The sequence below is a fragment of the Nostoc sp. genome, from assembly GCF_036918245.1.
Taxonomy (GTDB): domain Bacteria; phylum Cyanobacteriota; class Cyanobacteriia; order Cyanobacteriales; family Nostocaceae; genus Nostoc.
This window is the reverse complement of sequence record NZ_JBALEF010000097.1, coordinates 1-15,682: the sequence shown is the minus strand read 5'-3', so window position 1 is coordinate 15,682 and position 15,682 is coordinate 1. Positions and strand designations below refer to the sequence as shown.

Genomic DNA, 15,682 nt, shown 5'->3' with positions numbered 1-15,682 from the left:
AGTCAAGTCAAACTAACTTTCCAAAACGCAATAGTGGATGTTACCGAATTAGTCAAAGTTTCAATTATTCTCTTGCTCGTTGCTACAGGTGTAGCTCTGCTGTCCCGGCAGTTGCGAATCCCTTATGTTATGGGTTTAGTATTAGCAGGTTTGCCCATCACTGAGCTATTATCTCGGCCGATTGGTTTAAATCCAACCCTTGTTTTGGATCTTTTTCTGCCAATTCTCTTGTTTGAAGCTGGAATCAATACAGATGTTAGTCGCCTACGCAGCACCTTTAAACCAATTGCCCTTCTAGCTGGGCCAGGGGCTGTGCTTTCCAGTGGTATTATTGCCGTTCTGTTGAAATTTGGACTGGGATTGAGTTGGATACCTGCCTTATTTGTAGGAGTAATGCTGGCAAACACTGATACAGTTTCCATGATTGCCATCTTCAAGGAAATACCGGTGCCTTCCCGGCTTTCCACCATCGTTGAAGGAGAAACCCTATTTAACGATGCTGCTGCCCTAGTTACGTTCAACCTGGTTTTGCAAGTATATTCGACAGGTTCACTCACCTTACTACAGGGAATCCAACAATTCCTATTTATCTCTCTAGGTGGCTGCCTCGTGGGGTTAGTCTTAGGCTATTTGAGCATACCTGTATTCGCCCGTTTGGATGATCCCCTTAGCAGTCTCTTATTGACGGTAGCAGTTGCATTAGGCACTTTCCAGGCTGGAGAATTTCTAGGTGTATCAGGTGCTGTCGCCGTAGTTGTAGCTGGATTAATTTTCGGGAATTTAGCGCTTTCTCGCAATACTTCTGCTTCTAGTCGCATCACCTTGTTGAGTTTCTGGGAATATGCCGGTTTTACCGTCAACACCTTTATTTTTCTGTTGATTGGTGTAGAAATAGACCTGGTAACGCTCTGGAGGACTTTACCTGCAATTCTACTTGCAGTTTTAGCTTATCAAGTCGGGCGAGTTCTTACGGTCTATCCACTGCTAGGAGTGGTTCGTTGGTTCGACCGCCCAATTCCGTTACGCTGGCAACATTTACTGTTTTTAGGCAATATCAAAGGTTCACTCTCAATGGCTCTGGCATTGAGCTTACCTACAACACTGCCAGGGCGAGAAGTCTTGATAGCTATAGTCTTCGGCTGTGTGCTGGTGTCGTTAGTGGGACAGGGTTTAAGTTTGCCTTGGGTGGTAAAACGTTTAAAATTATCTAAATTTTCCGAAGTTCAACAACAGGTTGAAGAGTTGCAAGCCCAGTTGATCACGGGTAAGGCGGCACAAGATGAATTAGATAGCCTGTTGAAATCAGGGGTATTACCAAAAGCCGTTTATGAAGAGATGCGTTCGGCTTATCAGGTACGAATTGCCGGTGCAGAAAAGACGCTGCGGGAACTATATAATCGTCGCCCTGATGAGGTGGAAGGTAGAAGTAATAAGAGCAGTAAACTTGAAGCCATTCGTCGACGTTTACTGCTGGCAGAAAAAGGAGCGCTCAATGAGGCAATGCGGAAGCGAATTCTCTCGGAAGAAATTGTGCGCGGGCGGATACAAATTCTTGATGAACAATTACTGAAATTAGAAGATGATTAAATATGGGGCATTGGGCATAGGGCATAGGGCATGGGGCATTGGGCATTGGATATGGGGGATAGTCTGAGCTTCGTTGATGAACCTTTGAGCTTTGTGAGTGAACCTTTGAGCTTTGTGAGTGAACCTTTGAGCTTCGTTGATGAACCTATGAGCTTCGTTGATGAACCTTTGAGCTTTGTGAGTGAACCTTTGAGCTTTGTGAGTGAACCTTTGAGCTTTGTGAGTGAACCTTTGAGCTTTGTGAGTGAACCTTTGAGCTTTGTGAATGAACCTTTGAGCTTTGTGAGTGAACCTTTGAGCTTTGTGAGTGAACCTTTGAGCTTCGTGAATGAACCTCTAAGTTTTGCCTGATTAGGATCTGTTGCCTTCAGTAAGAGATTGAGTCAGAGACTCAATGAATGCATTCCCATGCGGAGCATAGGAACGAGGAATTAACTTAATTACGAATTACGAATTACGAATTACGTTAGCGTAGTAGCGGTAGTGAGTCCGCGTACTCTGCAAGAGTTGCAAGCTACGCTTTTAGCGTCTTGTAGAGAGCGTCATTATGAATTATTTTAAAGGCGATCGCTTATCGTTATTTTGACTTTTAATTACTCTACCAGGACTGATAAAAGAAATTCCTTGTTGAAAGTCAGTGCCAATCATGACTGCTTCCACTATCGGTTCGGATATTTCGGTTTGGGCTACCCACTCGACAATGAAGTTTGCGCCTAAACCTCCACTGCTATCATTTCTATTGATAAAAAAATCTGTGGAAGCTAGGGCATCAAGTTGTATAGGGCGCTCCAAATACTGCTTAACTAGTTTCCCTTCTGAGTTATAGTAGCGCACGGAAGTAATAATAATCGGATTGGTCAAATCTGTATTCCGAATACTAAGCGTAACTGCTAACTCAAAAATCTCTTGGCGATTGTGATGATAGATATGAGAGTAGACCGGAACATAAAGAGTTTGACTGCTTGCTATCTTAAAATTATTATCCAGCATCACTGTTTTTTGCAATGGAGTTGCTGGAATGGCATCGGGTTGTGACTTAGGTGTTGATTCACAAGATGCAAGAATAATAACAGCGATCGCTAAATAAATATATCTATACAGCTTCATCAAAACTCACCAATTTTTCTTATATGTGTAGCTAACCCTACCTAATAAACAGTTAGGTAGGAACTGCGCTCAACATCTTTGTTCAATAAAATCAATGACTTGATGTAAAGATCCTGGTTTTGTCACAATCAGCACAGTTGAATGAGGTTCCAGTATTGTACTGCCGTTAGGAATCATCAAATCTTCGTGGGGATGGGATTGATAGCCAATAATTAGCGAACCAGAAGGGAATTGCGAATCCTGAGCAATTTCGGCAACGCTACGACCAGCAACATAGCAATTGTTGGGGATGGAAAGTTTCAGAACCTCAATCTGTCCCTGCTCAAAATGCATCATTGATTCTACTTGGGGATACTCAATGGCGTTCACCATTGTTGAAACTGATAGTTCAACAGTACTGATAACGTGGTTAGCTCCAGCTATCCGCAGTGGTTCGGCAAAGTCGGGGTGGCGCATCCGACTTAAAATATGGGTTACACCGTAGTGTCTAGCAAGAGTTACCATTGCTAAGTTTAAAGCATCATTTCTGAGAACTGCTGCCAAGGAACCGGCTTTGCGAATCCCAGCTTCTAGCAAGACTTCTGTACTCACAGCACTGCCTTCAAAAGCCATTGCTCCTACTTGTTCGCGGGCGTAGCGGCAAGCGATAGGATCAATGTCAATTACGGCAACAGTATGTCCCAGTTCTACCAGCTTTTGCGCTAAACTTAAGCCCACTAAGCCTGCTCCACCGATGAGTACGTACATGATTCCTGATATTCTTTGAATTTTTACTTCAGTTTACAGGTTAACAAATGGGCATTGGGCATTGGGCATTAATTCTGCTTCCCCTGCTTTCACAGCTATTGGATGCTTTTTTATTTGAAATCCTTTAGCAGCAATGGAAATCACAAAATTATTGGAGCGGAGGTTTTTTTAATTGTAATTTTTGAATTGGTATTTTTTGAGTAACTCTTTAACTTGAGCGGACACCAAAGGATGTGGATCTTTTTGTAACTGGGGGAGGATTTGCAGGAGAACGCGATATGAAACCATATTTAAATATGCGATCGCAGCTTCTCTGACAAAACCGGTTGGATGACGCAAACTCACTAATATCTCAGAACTGGTCAGTCGGATGCGAGTCACTTGAGCATAATGAAAACAGCAAGCTAGACACCAGTCAGAAAGGAAATTACCTAACATCAGCAATCTGTGGAGGCGATCGCTAACTATCATATTCTCATATTCTACGATCTTGGCTTCGACAAGATATTGTAATTTTTCTGCCTGTGGTCGGTTATCTAAAATATTCAGTAATAAAGACTTTGAAGACAAAGTTACGGTATGCTCTAAGATTTCTAACCCCCGCGCTAAGTTTACCACTGAGAGCGATCGCAGATTGAAGGATGCTGCCTGCATCTTTTCTGGCGAGTAAAGCAGTTTCAATAATAGTAGCAGCCGCTCTTTCACATCCAATTCTAATTCTATAAGGGCGCGTTGCAGTAATTCAGAGACAATCACAATCCTCTGATTGAATTGATGATTTTCTTTTTGGTCTAATGTTTGGAAGTCAATATATGCGGCGTAAATTTCACCTAAAAACTTTAATTCCTGCTTAATTAAATTTTCTACCCGACTTTCATAAAATCGATCTACTAAACCTTTAAGTCCTGGTTGTTTGTGTATTTTTAGTAAGCTGCGAAGAATATGATCCCTAGTAGTACCCCAGGATGTTTCCAAGTTTTCCCATAAAATCTCCAATGCTTGCTGGGTGCCGACTTGAGCAATGGTACGCCAAGCATACATCCGCACTACTTCTGGTTTGTAAATATTGATAGCTAACCGCAACAGCATTTCTAAAGCTTCATTTTCTAGTCGCACTAGGGCTGACATGGCTGTACTGCGGGTTGATTTGTAATAAAGTGCTGCAATCAGTGCCGAATAGTACTCTTCTAAATGGGTGGCTGCAATCATTTCTAATACGGCACAGCGCACCCGTAACGACTCATCTTGTAATAAATTCGGGATGTGAATCCGCAACGCCTGCAAATAAACTGCTTCTCTAAGCGCTCTAACTCCATTCACCCGTTCTCGTTCTTGCTTATGAGTCAGCATCCGGCGCATGGTTTGGGTAGCTGCTACCTTTTGCATGGGCGTTCCCTGGCGTAAGACTAAAGCGGCGGCGGTGGCGCGGATGAGTGAGTTTTGGCGGGGGTGTAAATATCCTTCTAAGAGGCTTAAATTAGGATTTGGTTCAGCCAGCCAAACGTAGCGCAGCGCTAAGGCAAAAACTTCGGGGTTAGTTTCTTGGGATTGTTCTAACAAAGGACGAATGGCGGCTAAATAAACCGGATTTACACCTCCCATCAGCATCACTTCCAAACTTTGGCGCTGCAAATCTGGGGTTAACTTCACTAGTAGCGGTGCTAAAACTTCCGCCGCTCCTTGGGAATCAATTTGGGCTAAAAGTTCAATGCAAGAGCGTTTATCAGCTTCACTGCCTTTTTCTGCTAAAGCTTTGACTACACCCTGTTTGAAAAATCGTAAGCCGACATTGGTTGCACTCAAGTGACCCCGCGCCACACTCAAGACTAACAGTTCCACATAGCGCGATCGCAATTCCCAAACTACTGTTAAACAAGTGCCAGTTATCAGCATTGTTTCTGCAACCAACACCCATTTTTGTAGTGGTTCGGGTACAAACCGCCCACAAAACAAGATAGTCACAAAAATTAGCGCTCCTGTCAAACCTGTAGCGATCGCTTCGGCAGTTCCACCAGATAAAGTCTGCATCCGGCTGCGAATTGCCTCTGGAATCGGTTGGTAGAGAATGGGGCCGCTACTCATGACAAAGGTGTAGCGCAGAAGTTCATCACAGAATTTGACAATTATCAAACCCCAGAAAAAGCTTTGCGATTGCATGGCTGGAATTAAATGCAGCAATACCAGCACTCCTGGTAGTGAAAAGCCGACGGTGATTGGTAAAAGCGTGGCAGTGAAAAATACCCCCATTCGTTCGATGAGTCGGCTGGAAATAAACCACTGCAACAACAACTCACACAGTCCCAACATCCCACCAAAAAGACCCAAAAAGCTCGCAAGTTCTCGGTCGCTCAAATTGGATTGGAGTTCGCGCAGATACTGAAAATCTATTAACAAGCCAATGACTTGCAACAAACCCACAAAAGCAAATAACTGGCAGACGTAACGCTTCAGCGGACTTTTAATGAAACGTTCTCGTGAAGCTTGTTGTTCAGGAACTAGTCTTTGTGGGGTTTCAGGAAAAGCTGCTCGATAATGATGAGTTAAATAGAATAGAATCCCCGATCCTAGTAAAATCACTATACAGGCGATGAGGATGATCTTATTCAGCGTGGTGTATTGCACTAGCCAAGGCAAACTAAAGCCACTGATCACATCTGCTACCAAAAGACCACTACTCACCAGTGGGTAAGTCCGTTTAATCTCCCGAATATTAAATATTTGGTTGGCGACGATGGAAGTGTTGAGGTCATTGACTACATAAAGTGCATCTACCCACAGCCGCAGCAGAAATGCCGAAATAACTGCCAGGTAGGAAAAATGATATCCCCAACGTAATACAACTAATAAAACTAATGGCATCAACATGCAAGGTGCGATCGCCACAATTACCCGACGTAAGGGAAAAATCTTTTGCAGCCAAGAGTATAAAAAAACCAGTCCGGCACTCATTGCCGCACTAGCAATATACATCCACGGCAGTAGATGAGTCCCATATTCATCCAAAAACAGCGCCACCGTACTGTCTTCTGCCCACCGCAATCCTACACATACAATTGTGTAAAAAAGAAACATTATCTGGGTTCGTTCGCTCTCCTCTGGTCGGAGATTCACCCACTGTAGTAGTCGTGGTAAAGCAACTTTATTTGCAGCCAACCAGTGATTTTTCAGTTCCATGCAGTTTTATTTTCTGGTAGTATCACCGCGCATTGGGCATTGGGCATTAGTTATTTCTCCCCTGCTCCCCTGCCCCTCTGTTTTCTCATCCCCTGGAAATAGCAAAAGTCCTGAGCAACTGAGTACTATGTTTCCCATTCAGCCTTCAGGACTATCGATTTTAGATAAATTTAAACGACCTTAGAGCTTTGGGCACAGAGATATGCACCCAATCAAAAAAGGAAAAAATCCCCTGACTTATAGCCAGGGGATTTTCAAACTTGGTCTATTAAACAGTTAGAGAATTATTTTTTAGGCGAGATGAGCATCATCATGTTTCGTCCTTCTTTTTTAGGCGCTTGTTGAAGCTCACCAAAAGGCTCCAAATCCGTTGCCATTCGCTTGAGCAAATCTTCTGCTAAGTCGCTGTGTTGAATTTCTCGACCCCGGAACATCACAGTCGCTTTGACTTTATCGCCATCTTTCAAAAAGCGCTCTGCTTGCTTAACACGTACGTTGTAATCGTGTTCTTCTATTTTGTAGCGCATCTTAACTTCTTTGACATCAGCCGTGTGCTGCTTTTTCCGGGCTTCCCGCGCCTTTTTTTCCTGTTCAAACTTGTATTTCCCGTAGTCCATAATCCGACAAACCGGCGGGTCAGCTTTATCGCTGATTAGCACCAAATCTAGCTCTTTTTCTTCTGCTAGTTGTAGTGCTTCCTGTGGGGGCATAATTCCCAGTTGGGCACCGTCAGTGTCAATGACCCGAATTTTCGGGAAGCGAATTCGTTCGTTAATTTGGGGCAGATCGCGAGTTCTTTTCTTCTCAATCACAGCCATTATGATTTGTGGGAGATCTTAAATGAAGGATTTGGTGTGGTCTAAATTGGTATGCCTCAGAGGCAAAATACAGAAGTAACTCAGGACTGAAAACATAGTCTCCAGTTCTAGGGTAACTAATCTATAAAATAGTTGCCTCGTTGTATTTGTCATTTTACTCAGTCTGAGAGAATTTCTCTGCAATAGTTAATCTAAATTACACAACCTAGACTCATATTAAATATTATTACAATTATTTAGCAAGACTTTTTGCGATGGCGTAACCGCCCACCGTAGGTGATCGCATTGAGCAACATCATCAGGACTAGCCCTTGAGCGTTTTGTGAAAAAGAGTCCAGTATCGGTGATGGTTCGTGGGCTTTTAGAGAAAGCATTATGTCCCCAAACCCAAATCTTTGATGAACTATTTTTGTACTTTATTCTCGTTTTACAAACCTACAGCTGATAAGAAGCCGTTAAAGCCACCGCCAAAGCATCCGCAGCATCATCCGGCTTAGGAATTTCATCTAAATCCAACTCCCGCGCCACCGCTTCTTGCACTTCTGACTTATCAGCATTGCCATAGCCTGTTAAAGCTTGTTTAATTTGAGCCGGAGTAAACTCTACATAAGGAAGACGACGCTGGCCCAACACTAAAATGACTATACCCCGCGCCTGTGCAACCAGGATAGTACTTGACATACGATAGAAGAATAGTTTTTCGATCGCCACTAAATCTGGTTGAAATTCCTCCATCAGGGTGTGTAAATCATCAAATAAGGTACATAAGCGCTGTCCCATTTCTACATCTGCTGACGTTTTAATTACTCCAAAATCCAGCATATTTACTGTAGTCTCTTGCGCCTTTTTGAGATTTTGTGTGTAGCTAATTGCCCCAAATCCTAAAATTGCCAGTCCTGGATCTAATCCTAAAATTCGTTTTTCCATTAAATTCACTTTTACCAAGCCAGGGTATTGTTTAACTAGAAATACTGGCAATGTTCACGACTTGCTCTTAGTCTAATAGGATTGATAAATATAATAGTTTCACGCCTGGTGTTTTAAACCAAGCGGTGTAAATTTTCTGTTAATTATTGTTTGTAGCACTGCTCCAAATCAGGTATGTCAATTGGTTTTCTCAAACAAGCCCTCAACGCCCTGCAAAAGCAGTCGCGCTCTCGTACTTCTTATCGGGTCAACCAGTGGTTCAAATGGTTATCCCCTGGACTATCAGTAAAACGTTGGTTGTTGATTAGTGTTGGGGGTGTACTGCTGGCAAGTTTGGGGTTAGCCATTTGGATTAAGCTGACCCCAATTTTTTGGATGATTGAGTTGGTTAGAGGTTTCTTGGGAGTCATCACCAACCTCTTACCCAACTATATCAGTGGGCCTTTGGTGATACTTGGTGGCTTGCTGTTAGTGCTTTGGGGGCAAACTCGCACGGTAGGCTCAATTACTAAGGTACTAAGAGCAGAAGGCGGAGAGGAACTCATTGATGTCTTGCTGGCTCATCGTCGATTGTACCGAGGCCCAAAAATAGTGGTAATTGGTGGTGGTACAGGACTTTCTACGTTGTTGAGGGGACTGAAAACCTACAGCGCTAATATTACTGCAATTGTCACTGTCGCCGATGATGGTGGATCTTCTGGGCGTTTGCGTCAAGAATTTGGAGTGCTACCACCAGGGGATATTCGCAATTGTTTGGCTGCACTAGCAGATGAAGAAAAGTTATTAACAGAATTGTTTCAATACCGTTTTCGGGCTGGAGATGGGTTAACTGGTCACAGTTTTGGCAATTTGTTTTTAACGGCAATGAGTGATATTACTGGAGATTTAGAACAAGCAGTTGCAGCCAGTTCTAAAGTTCTAGCGGTGCGAGGACAAGTACTACCAGCAACTCTCAGTGATGTTCGCCTCTGGGCAGAATTAGCCGATGGTCGTCGAATTGATGGGGAGTCTAGCATTCCTAAAGCTGGCGGTAAAATTGTCAAAATTGGCTGCATTCCAGCTAATCCTCCGGCGGTACCAGCAGCTATTAAGGCAATTAAAGAAGCTGATTACATCATTATTGGCCCAGGTAGCCTTTATACAAGCCTAATTCCTAATTTATTAGTACCAGAAATTGCCGATGCGATCGCTCAAACAGATGCCCCTCGTATTTATATCTGCAATATAATGACTCAACCAGGAGAAACTGAAGGCTACACTGTTGCCGATCACATCAGAGCAATTGATGCTGCTTGTGGACAAAGACGGCTATTTGATGCTGTATTAATACATAAAAAATCCCCTTCGGAGCAATCACTTATCCGCTACGCCCAACAAAACTCCCATCCCGTTTTCCTCGATAGAGAAGCCGTAACTCAACTAGGGCGACGGATTGTTCCAGCTAATGTTTTGTATGAAGACGAAACAGGTTTTGTACGTCACAATCCGCAGAAACTAGCACAAGTATTATTGCGGTGGTACGGTAGAGGTCAGTCCCTTCGGGGAATTCAAAATTCAAAATGACGCTCTCTACGAGACGCTAAAAGCGAACACGGACTCGCTAACGCTGCGTTAACAAAATTCAAAATTAAGGAAGGTGAAAATTTGTCATTTGTCATTTGTCATTTTTTTAGACTAATCAGTAATGCCCAATACCTCAATCATGAAAATTTTTCTTGCAGATACAGAAGCGACGCTGCGCTTAGGTATTACTCTTGGTGAATCCCTGATACCTGGCAGTGTAATTTTACTAGAAGGTGATTTAGGCGCTGGTAAAACTACTTTAGTTCAAGGCATTGGTAAAGGTTTAGGAATTGCTGAACCCATTGTCAGTCCCACTTTCACGCTGATTAATGAGTACACGGAAGGGCGCTTTCCCCTTTACCATCTGGATTTATATCGCTTAGAACCGCAAGAAGTTGCAACCCTAAATTTAGAAAGTTACTGGGAAGGTGTTGAAATCATACCAGGAATAGTGGCAGTTGAATGGGCGGAACGATTGCCCTACAAGCCAGATAGTTATCTGAGCGTGAGTTTGACTTATGGACATGAAGGCACTCGTCAAGTCGAACTTACACCATTCAATTGTGCCATTAGCAAAGTCATTGCCGCAATTTAAGCTCATCTCCCGACTAAAGTACGAGGGATTTCACTTTTTTGACCGCAACACTCAAAAATTCCTGCAAATAATCGAGAGAGAACTTTACACTGGTCCTATCTGCCACTACCACGTTCGCCACTGTCAGTTACTAACATTGTTATCTCAACCAAAACAAAAATATTTAATCAGCTTTTCTTCAATAGAAAACTGGTGGTCAGCTTTGCTGACACCCGTCCCTATAAATTTAGGAAAGTTGGCAACACACTGGCTTTCTTTAAAAGGGAGACTATTTTTTCCTTCACTCCCTTAAATCCAGGCGGTTTATATTATCCGAATAGTATTGAACCTAAAGTGATTTTTAACTAAACGGGATATAGGCATCTACTAGTTTTATCGCTGTAATAAGCAGTTAAAAACTGATTTAGATGGTTGGTATACGAATCAAGCAAGTGTAAATAAACTGTTGTTGGGTTCAATGAGAGTTTTGAGAGAACTTAGTCAGCTTCGATTTAACCCGATTAGTTCCCTTACTGTGGTTCAAAGAAGGAATCTAGATTATTTAGCAGCGAATGTTAGTAAAAAAAGTTAAGTAATCATCATTTTCTGTATAATTTTAACTTTTCTTACACTTAGTGTTCCCAAATTAAGTTCACAATCTATACAAAAAAATAAACTATTTTATAAATTTACAAAATTAGTTTTAATAATTTTAATTAGCAATAAATTCTTATATTCACATCTGTAATTAGCACCAATCTCAAGAAAATATTAACTAAAATATCTCGTATTTCTACATATTTTATCTAGAAATACAAGATGTAGTAAGTAAGTTGGCACGAAAAAACCAAACCATGTAAAAATACAGGGTTTTGTCTGTGGACTGAACTCTTTGCTACACCTATTACTTCAGAGTTGAGCAAAAATGCTTAATCTACGATTAAACATCGTAGATTAAGCATTTTTGCAATGGGTAGACTCTCAATACTTCTCGGTTAAGGGGAAAAGGGGAAGGGGAAAACCTTTAACCCAAACCCAGTACCCTTTTCCCAAAACCCGATTCCGAATTAAAAATGCACAAAGCCAGAAGTATTGGGTAGACTCTTAGCTAGCCAAAGTTGCTTTCGTTACAAATCTTCATCAAAATTCTATTCCGATATATCGCGATATATTCCGATATATCGTATATTAAAGAAAGTTGATTTGAGATTCACTTATGTTTAGACATTTTCGGTCACGTTTTGGCGCACCTGCATGGGCAGGAGTTAGCGAAGAGGATTCATTGCTTGTCAAGTCTTGGTTTGGACATGGCAACCATCATGACAAGCATCATGGTAGACATCATGAGAAACACTTTGGCAATGAAATGTTTGGTCGTGGTTGGGGAGATGAATATCGGACTCGTCGGGGTGACATCAAGTTCATTTTGCTGGAATTGTTATCCGAGCATCCTAGTCATGGTTACGACCTGATTAAAGAGATGGAAACTCGCTATGGTGGTTTCCGTCGCCTCAGTCCTGGCTCAGTGTATCCAACACTCCAATTGCTGGAAGAAGGCGGTTATCTCAAGAGCGCACAGGAAGGGGGCAAGCGGATTTATACGATTACGGATGAGGGTAAACAATTATTGGCAGAACGTGCCCAACAAGAACCTTCAGACACTCCTTGGGATACCTTCAAAAGTTTTGTTACAGGTAAGCCCCAAGAGTTTATTGAGTTGCGGAATGCCGCCACAGAGTTAGCTGCTGCGGTGGTGCAGGTTGCTCGTAGTGGCAATATGGAGCGGATAAATCGGGTGCGGGAGCTTTTAGAGCAAGTTAAACGAGAAATTTACGCGATTCTGGCTGAAAAATAAGTAGAGGCTCATAGTAAGGACTTTAGTCCTTATTTTCTAAGCACTAAACTGCTTACTACAAATCCTCTAGTACTTTGCTTACGCTGTTGATCGCATTAGCGTTCGCTGTCCAGCATTTGCATTTGATGTTCATCATAACGAGTGCCTGCGATCGCAGATGCGGGAATTGCTGCTTCAATGCGGGTTAAGTCCTCTGGGGATAGGTTCACATCCAAAGCCGCCAACGATTCGGAAAGTTGGGTGCGCTTGCGTGCGCCGATGACCGGCACAATATTTCTGCCTTTTGCAAGTACCCAAGCAATAGCCAACTGCGAAGGAAGAACTCCTTTTTCGGCGGCAATTTGCTTTAGTTCTTCGATCAGGCGTTGATTCTGAGCAAGGTTTTCTTTACTGAAGCGTGGTAAGTAGGCACGGAAGTCTCCCTGTGTGGCTGGAGTGGAGCCACTTAACAGTCCTCGTGAAAGTACACCATAAGCAGTCACGCCAATACCAAGTTCTTCCAGTACAGGAAAAATCTCGCTCTCAGGACTACGGCTAATCAGGGAGTACTCGATTTGTAGGTCACTGATGGGGTGAATAGCGTGGGCGCGGCGGATAGTGTCCGCTCCCACCTCCGATAACCCGATATATCGGACGTAGCCAGCCTTGACTAGCTCGGCGATCGCGCCGATGGTGTCTTCAATGGGAACTTGCGGGTCTAATCGAGCCGGACGGTAGATGTCAATGTGGTCTACTCCTAATCGGGTAAGGCTATAAGCTACAAAGTTTTTCACCGAAGCGGGACGGGTATCTATACCAATCAATCCGCCATCGGGAGTACGTAAAGCGCCGAATTTCACCGAAACCAAGGCTTTGTCTCGACGCTCCTTGATTGCCCGACCAATTAACATCTCATTGTGTCCACTGGCATAAAAATCGCCAGTATCCAATAATGTCATCCCGTGGTCAAGAGCTGCCTGGATAGTTGCAATGCTTTCGTTTTCGTCTGCTGCACCGTACACACCAGACATACCCATACATCCGAGAGCTAGGGGGAAAACAGTTAGACCTTTAGAACCAAGTTGGCGAGGTTGAATTTGATTTTGGGTAGTCATATATCGCTTCTGTGTTGTTTTACTGCGAGGTGAGGTTGAAAATTCTCTGCATCTTTGCGTAACTATACGCTGGCTGTGGGGCGCACAATAATCTCATTCACATCAACGTCATCCGGTTGCTCGATTCCAAAGGCGATCGCTTCAGCCGGAAGGGCAATCTTACGGAATTCCTGCATTCCTTTGCCAGCTTCGGCGTCAGTAATGCTATCGGCCAGTTCTGACTCCGTTACGCCTGGCGAAATAACTGTAACGCGAATGTCAGTATTTTCCTGACGCAGCCCTTCTGAAATTGCCAACACCGCGAACTTAGTGGCTGAGTAAACGGCACAGGTTGGCCAGACAGCGTGTCCGCCGATGGAGGACAGGTTAACGAACTGGCCAAATCCCTGGCGTTTCATTAGCGGTAGCCCAGCAGCGATGCCATTGAGTACGCCACGAATATTCACGTCAATCATCCAGTCCCATTCATCAACCTTCAGCGCTTCTAGCTTCGAGAGCGGCATAACGCCTGCATTGTTGACGATCGCATCAATGCGGCCAAATTTGCTCAGAGCAAATTCTACAAAGGCTTGGAAGTTGGCGCGATCAGTAACATCAAGGGTCTGATACTCCGCCGAGCCTCCCTCAGAGCGGATTGTAGCCACGAGGGTTTCTAGTCGCTCCGTGCGTCGTGCGCCCAAAATGACGTGGATGCCCTTACGAGCGAGTAGACGTGCTGTCGCCTCACCGATACCACTGCTTGCACCTGTAATCAGTACGACTTTCTGTTCTTTACCAGTGTTTTCGTTGGTAGTCATAAAACCGTATCTCCAAGTCGTTGTAATCTCTAGCACACTTTTAATCTAAGAGAGTCAAAGCTTGATGCGGTAATCTGATCCTGCGGAATTCTTGCCTAATCCTGCATTTTCCTTTATTGTTTATCATAAAAAGATCAGCTGACCGAAGCGGCTGAAGAGATTGCGGCTGCCCTGAATGTTAGTTTCATAAGGATTTTAAACGACATTATGGAACAGACTGTTAGAAAGCAGCAGTCCGAGCTAGCCGCTCTGATTGCACAGAACAGTAATGGAGATGGTGTCCATCCCACAGCGATCGAGCGGTTGTTCTTGTTATGCTCCTCACAACCAACTGCGCCTGTTCATGCCCTGCATGAGCCTTCCCTGTGCATTGTCGCTCAGGGCAAGAAACAGGTAATGTTGGCAGATAATCTGTATGTTTATGGTCAAGACCAATATTTGGTGGTATCCATCGATCTGCCTGTCGTCGGTCAGGTGATTGAAGCAACGCCAACCGTTCCGTATCTGGGCCTGCGGCTCGATTTAGATCCGGGAGAACTCAGCACACTGATGATGGAGGCAAAACTAGACGCTCCCGCTAACCAACCACTAAAACCGGGCTTGTCTATTAATCCTGTTAGCCCCCAACTGCTTAATGCAGCAATCAGACTTGTACGGTTGTTGGAAACACCTGAAGATATTCCCATCCTCGCACCTTTGATTGTTCGAGAAATTCTCTACCGTTTGTTATCAGGCGAACACAGTGCTAGATTGCGACAGATTGCTTTAGTCGATAAACAACTCCAAGCAATTAGCAGAGCGATAAACTGGCTTAAATGGAACTACGAAAAACCATTTCGGCTCGATACGATCGCTCGTGAAGCGTGCATGAGTCCCTCGTCCCTGCATCATCACTTCAAGTCAGTCACCACCATGAGTCCTTTGCAATATCAAAAACAGCTTAGGCTTCAACAAGCCCGTCACCTGATGCTGGGGCAAGGTATGGATGCGGCAACAGCTAGTCATTACGTAGGTTATGAAAGCCCCTCACAGTTCAGCCGTGAATACAGTCGGTTGTTCGGCGCACCACCACTGCGTGATATGGCTCGGTTAAAAAGTGGCGTTTTTGGGGATGGGGGATGAGGGGGAAGTTTTTCATTACCTGTGCGTAAATCCTAATTAATTAAGTCTTTGATCCTCATTAATGAGGTTTAGAACTCCTTTAATGAGTCTTTGATACTCATTAATGAGGTTTAGAACTCCTTTAATGAGTCTTTGATCCTCATTAATGAGGCTTTGAACTCCTTTAATGAGTCTTTGATACTCATTAATGAGGCTTTGAACTCCTTTAATGAGTCTTTGATCCTCATTAATGAGGCTTTGAACTCCTTTAATGAGTCTTTGATCCTCATTAATGAGGCTTTGAACTCCTTTAATGAGTCTTTGATCCTCATTAATGA

Annotated in this window: 15 protein-coding genes; 6 read left to right on the top strand and 9 right to left on the bottom strand. The window is 43.5% G+C overall.

Annotated elements, in window-relative coordinates:
- Positions 1 to 33 precede the first annotated feature (33 nt).
- The gene (locus V7L12_RS28035; RefSeq protein ID WP_335089364.1) at positions 34 to 1,587 is read left to right on the top strand and encodes a cation:proton antiporter; all 1,554 of its coding nucleotides are present in this window, start codon (positions 34 to 36) and stop codon (positions 1,585 to 1,587) included.
- A 30-nt stretch (positions 1,588 to 1,617) separates the two neighbouring features.
- Complete coding sequence (locus tag V7L12_RS28030) at positions 1,618 to 1,938, top strand: hypothetical protein (RefSeq protein ID WP_335089363.1); 321 nt, start codon at positions 1,618 to 1,620, stop codon at positions 1,936 to 1,938.
- Between the two features lie 201 nt (positions 1,939 to 2,139).
- On the opposite strand, the gene V7L12_RS28025 is transcribed toward V7L12_RS28030, so the two are convergent.
- From V7L12_RS28025 to ruvC, 6 genes are all read right to left on the bottom strand, one after another.
- Positions 2,140 to 2,694, bottom strand: coding sequence for a DUF3124 domain-containing protein (locus V7L12_RS28025; protein WP_335089361.1), 555 nt, complete (start codon positions 2,692 to 2,694; stop codon positions 2,140 to 2,142).
- A gap of 69 nt (positions 2,695 to 2,763) precedes the next feature.
- Positions 2,764 to 3,441 carry a potassium channel family protein gene (locus V7L12_RS28020; protein WP_335089360.1) on the bottom strand — a complete coding sequence of 226 codons (678 nt, stop codon included), beginning with the start codon at positions 3,439 to 3,441 and terminating at the stop codon, positions 2,764 to 2,766.
- A gap of 168 nt (positions 3,442 to 3,609) precedes the next feature.
- Positions 3,610 to 6,615, bottom strand: coding sequence for an MFS transporter (locus tag V7L12_RS28015; protein ID WP_335089359.1), 3,006 nt, complete (start codon positions 6,613 to 6,615; stop codon positions 3,610 to 3,612).
- Between the two features lie 284 nt (positions 6,616 to 6,899).
- Entirely contained in the window at positions 6,900 to 7,433 is a 534-nt protein-coding gene (infC, locus tag V7L12_RS28010; RefSeq protein WP_104908867.1) for a translation initiation factor IF-3, read from the bottom strand.
- Between the two features lie 236 nt (positions 7,434 to 7,669).
- A complete protein-coding gene (locus tag V7L12_RS28005) occupies positions 7,670 to 7,807 on the bottom strand; it encodes a hypothetical protein (RefSeq protein ID WP_335089357.1) in 138 nt (45 codons plus the stop codon).
- A 61-nt stretch (positions 7,808 to 7,868) separates the two neighbouring features.
- Entirely contained in the window at positions 7,869 to 8,360 is a 492-nt protein-coding gene (gene ruvC / locus V7L12_RS28000; RefSeq protein WP_335089355.1) for a crossover junction endodeoxyribonuclease RuvC, read from the bottom strand.
- Positions 8,361 to 8,534: 174 nt separating this feature from the next.
- Here ruvC and V7L12_RS27995 point away from each other — a divergent pair, with 174 nt between their 5' ends.
- The 3 genes from V7L12_RS27995 (at position 8,535) to V7L12_RS27985 (ending at position 12,352) form a co-directional block, all read left to right on the top strand.
- A complete protein-coding gene (locus V7L12_RS27995; protein ID WP_335089353.1) occupies positions 8,535 to 9,923 on the top strand; it encodes a gluconeogenesis factor YvcK family protein in 1,389 nt (462 codons plus the stop codon).
- 139 nt (positions 9,924 to 10,062) lie between these two features.
- Entirely contained in the window at positions 10,063 to 10,518 is a 456-nt protein-coding gene (gene tsaE / locus V7L12_RS27990) for a tRNA (adenosine(37)-N6)-threonylcarbamoyltransferase complex ATPase subunit type 1 TsaE (protein ID WP_335089352.1), read from the top strand.
- Positions 10,519 to 11,713: 1,195 nt separating this feature from the next.
- Entirely contained in the window at positions 11,714 to 12,352 is a 639-nt protein-coding gene (locus tag V7L12_RS27985) for a PadR family transcriptional regulator (RefSeq protein WP_335089350.1), read from the top strand.
- A gap of 95 nt (positions 12,353 to 12,447) precedes the next feature.
- Here V7L12_RS27985 and V7L12_RS27980 read toward each other — a convergent pair whose 3' ends face one another.
- Together V7L12_RS27980 and V7L12_RS27975 are read right to left on the bottom strand one after the other, a co-directional pair.
- Positions 12,448 to 13,446, bottom strand: coding sequence for an aldo/keto reductase (locus tag V7L12_RS27980; protein WP_335089348.1), 999 nt, complete (start codon positions 13,444 to 13,446; stop codon positions 12,448 to 12,450).
- Positions 13,447 to 13,508: 62 nt separating this feature from the next.
- Complete coding sequence (locus V7L12_RS27975) at positions 13,509 to 14,279, bottom strand: SDR family oxidoreductase (RefSeq protein ID WP_442947927.1); 771 nt, start codon at positions 14,277 to 14,279, stop codon at positions 13,509 to 13,511.
- A 171-nt stretch (positions 14,280 to 14,450) separates the two neighbouring features.
- Between V7L12_RS27975 and V7L12_RS27970 the strand changes: the two genes are divergently transcribed.
- Positions 14,451 to 15,365, top strand: a complete 915-nt coding sequence (locus tag V7L12_RS27970; protein ID WP_335089346.1) for an AraC family transcriptional regulator — start codon at positions 14,451 to 14,453, stop codon at positions 15,363 to 15,365.
- A 36-nt stretch (positions 15,366 to 15,401) separates the two neighbouring features.
- On the opposite strand, the gene V7L12_RS27965 is transcribed toward V7L12_RS27970, so the two are convergent.
- The coding region (locus V7L12_RS27965) for a hypothetical protein (protein ID WP_442947926.1) at positions 15,402 to 15,682 on the bottom strand (281 nt) is incomplete at its 5' end.